General features: G+C 55.4%; 3 protein-coding genes. All 3 read left to right on the forward strand.

The window, feature by feature from the left end; genetic code table 11:
• Positions 1 to 1499 (forward strand): primosomal protein N' (gene priA, locus BG74_RS07915; protein ID WP_073961144.1); only part of this gene is annotated, 1499 nt, incomplete at its 5' end.
• 659 nt (positions 1500 to 2158) lie between these two features.
• Complete coding sequence (locus BG74_RS19870) at positions 2159 to 2380, forward strand: substrate-binding domain-containing protein (RefSeq protein WP_369678544.1); 222 nt, start codon at positions 2159 to 2161, stop codon at positions 2378 to 2380.
• A gap of 169 nt (positions 2381 to 2549) precedes the next feature.
• Positions 2550 to 3279, forward strand: a 730-nt coding sequence (gene ftsN, locus BG74_RS07925) for a cell division protein FtsN (protein WP_244267443.1), incomplete at its 3' end; no start/stop codon positions are given.

Raw genomic sequence — 3279 nt, forward strand, 5'->3', positions numbered from 1 at the left:
ATCTGACGGTGCTGGAGAATATTCTGGCCAAAGGGCAGCAGGCACTGGTGTTAGTACCGGAAATTGGTCTGACACCACAAACGATCGCCCGCTTTCGCGAGCGCTTCAATGCGCCGGTAGAGGTCCTGCATTCGGGGCTCAACGACAGCGAACGCCTTGCGGTCTGGCTTAAAGCGCGATGCGGCGGATGCGCTATCGTCATCGGAACTCGGTCGGCGTTATTCACCCCGTTCGCCCGGTTGGGGATTATTTTCATCGATGAGGAGCACGATATTTCTTATAAGCAGCACGAAGGCTGGCGCTATCACGCCCGCGACCTGGCGGTATTTCGCGCGCGGGAGGAAAATATACCGGTAGTGCTCGGCACCGCCACGCCGGCTCTCGAAACCCTTTATAATGTGCAGCAGAAAAAATACCGCCAGCTTACCTTGGCCAAGCGTGCCGGCAGCGCCCGGCCGGGAAGCCAGTATTTGCTGGACATAAAGGGGCTGTCACTGACCCATGGCCTCTCGACGCCGCTGCTGTATAAAGTGCGCGCGCATCTGCAAGCCGACAATCAGGTCATGCTGTTTCTTAACCGGCGCGGCTTCGCGCCGGCGCTTCTGTGCCATGAGTGCGGCTGGATAGCCGAATGTCAACGCTGCGATCACTACTACACGCTGCATCAGAATCAGCGCCAATTGCGCTGCCACCAATGCGAAAACCAACGCCCGCTGCCGCATCAATGCGCACAGTGCGGCTCAACCCAATTGGTCGCGGCCGGGTTAGGCACTGAACAGCTGGAGGCAGTGCTAAAGCAGCTGTTTCCAGACGTGCCGGTAACTCGTATCGATCGCGACACCACAGCCCGCAAAGGCGCTCTTGAGGACTATCTCACCCAGGTGCAGCGCAGCGGCGCACGCATTTTAATAGGCACCCAAATGCTGGCCAAAGGCCACCATTTTCCGGATGTTACACTGGTATCGCTGCTGGATGTAGACGGCGCTCTGTTCTCTGGCGATTTCCGCGCCACCGAACGTTTCGCCCAGCTTTATACCCAGGTTGCTGGCCGCGCTGGCCGCGCTGGCAAACAAGGAGAGGTTTTACTGCAAACCCACCATCCCGAGCATCCCCTGCTGCAAACGTTACTGCATCGCGGTTATATGGATTTCGCCAATCAAACGCTAGAAGAACGCCGCCAGGCGGGCCTACCTCCCTTTACCAGCCATATCCTGTTTCGCGCGGATGATCACGACAACCGCCAGGCGGGCCTGTTCCTTGATCAATTACGCCAGCTGCTAGATGCCAGCCCGCTGCGAGATAACGCTCTGTGGCTCATGGGGCCGATCCCCGCGCTGACACCCAAGCGCGGCGGACGTTTTCGCTGGCAGTTGCTCTTGTCGCACCACTCGCGTCCGCAATTGCAACGCCTGGTCGGCGCCAGTTTACCGCTAATAGGTACCCTGTCCCAGTCGCGCAAGGTCAAATGGTCGCTGGATGTAGATCCCATCGACAGCTGACGCTACGGGTTTTGCGATCACGCTTCGGCAATAGCGTTAAAAATTAGCGTGAAATTGACCCCTGCTCGCCGACGTGGGATCTGATATAAAGTGAGGTCGTTGAGGATGAATAGGGCCAGGGTGCCCCCAGGAGTAATGTGTAGAGCAGAAAAGGATCCGCGCCTACACCACGACAATGCGAGATGTGGCGTGTGCAGCATCGGTTATGCACCGCTACTCGCGCGACCGCCTGATAAAACGCGACGAGAGTGCTATGCTTCTGGCGTTGGTGCACGATAGCGGAGATCCGTATCTCAGCGATGCTTACGACATTCAATCCAGGAAACCACCGTCGCGCAAGGTTTTTTGGCTACTGCTTGCCGTGTCGCCTTGCGCCGACGCAGAAAGACGCCTGCGCTGCCGACGATATATACTGATAATTTGGCCGAGGCCTAGCGCTCAGTGGATTATCTCTATATTGACTGGGCCATTGCTGCATCGTATCAGCGGTCCGGCCCAGTTACTGGTATGCCGATTGCTGCGTCTGGAGGGGTATTGTCATGCGCTGCGGCGTACGACATCACGCCGCGGGAACAGCGTGTTTTTCAAGGCCTGCTAAATTACTAGACCGAAAAAATTAATTAACAATATTGATTTAAATACCACATCCACCTACAGATATCTTTTGCTATAGCGATATGATAGCGCTAGGGGCGCTGGCGAAACTGCTCGGCCTCAAGGTACCGGAAGAATTATCCCTGACCGGATTTAGCAATTTAACGGCGGCAGCCTGCTGTTGCCCGCCGCTCATGAAGGTGGCGCCACAACTATTGCATAGAACACGAAGCAGTGCTGTTACTCTTGGCTATTACTCTTGCGCCAACTCAGACAACATGCGATAAGGGCGGCAGTATCCTTGATGCTCGACAGTGAATTCGTCATCCGCGAGTCCCAAGCGCGCTGCTCCAGATACATCACTGACACGCATTTCGGAATACTGACGCTGGTCAAATATTATTACTTTCAGTAACATGACGGCCTGATGATTATCTCAAATTTAGCGAAACGATAGTGGCACAAAGAGACTATGTAGGCCGTGGCAAGTCCTCGGACACGAGGCGTAAAATGACCAACCGTAAAAAGAAACGTTCTTCCTCCGGCACGTCCAAAACGATGATCGCACTAGCGGCCGCCGCATTGATTACGTTTATTGCCGGTCTCTATTTCATCACGCATAAAAAATCTGATGAAGCGGTGATTATGCCGAATCGCGGAAAGAACGCCGGCAGCTGGTTACCACCCAAGCCGGAAGAACGTTGGCGTTATATTAAGGAACTGGAAAATCGTCAGATCGGGGTACAATCTTCCACCGAGCCAACCGCAGATAGAGAGGTACACTCGTCTGCGCAGCTGACCGATGAAGAGCGTAAATTGTTAGAACAGATTCAGGCGGATATGCGCCGTGAGTCCACGCATTTGAACGAAGTGCCCTATAACGATCAGAGCAAAGCACCCGCAGCGGGCATGGCCCAAACCCGTCCGACCACCCAAACACCGCACAATCCGTTTAGTCAGCAACCTGTGCAGGCTACGCGTCAAACGCCCGCGTCGGCGCCTATTCAGCCGGTTCAGAAGAGTGCCGAATCAGGTGCGGTGAAAGAGTCGCCGAAAGAGAAGCCGCAGCGCTGGCTGGTCCAATGTGGTTCGTTCAAAGCTATAGATCAGGCGGAGTCGGTACGTGCCCAACTGGCCTTCACCGGCATCGAAAGCCGCATTATCACCGGCGGCGGCTGGAATCGCG

Source organism: Sodalis-like endosymbiont of Proechinophthirus fluctus, assembly GCF_001602625.1.
Classification (GTDB): Bacteria; Pseudomonadota; Gammaproteobacteria; order Enterobacterales; family Enterobacteriaceae.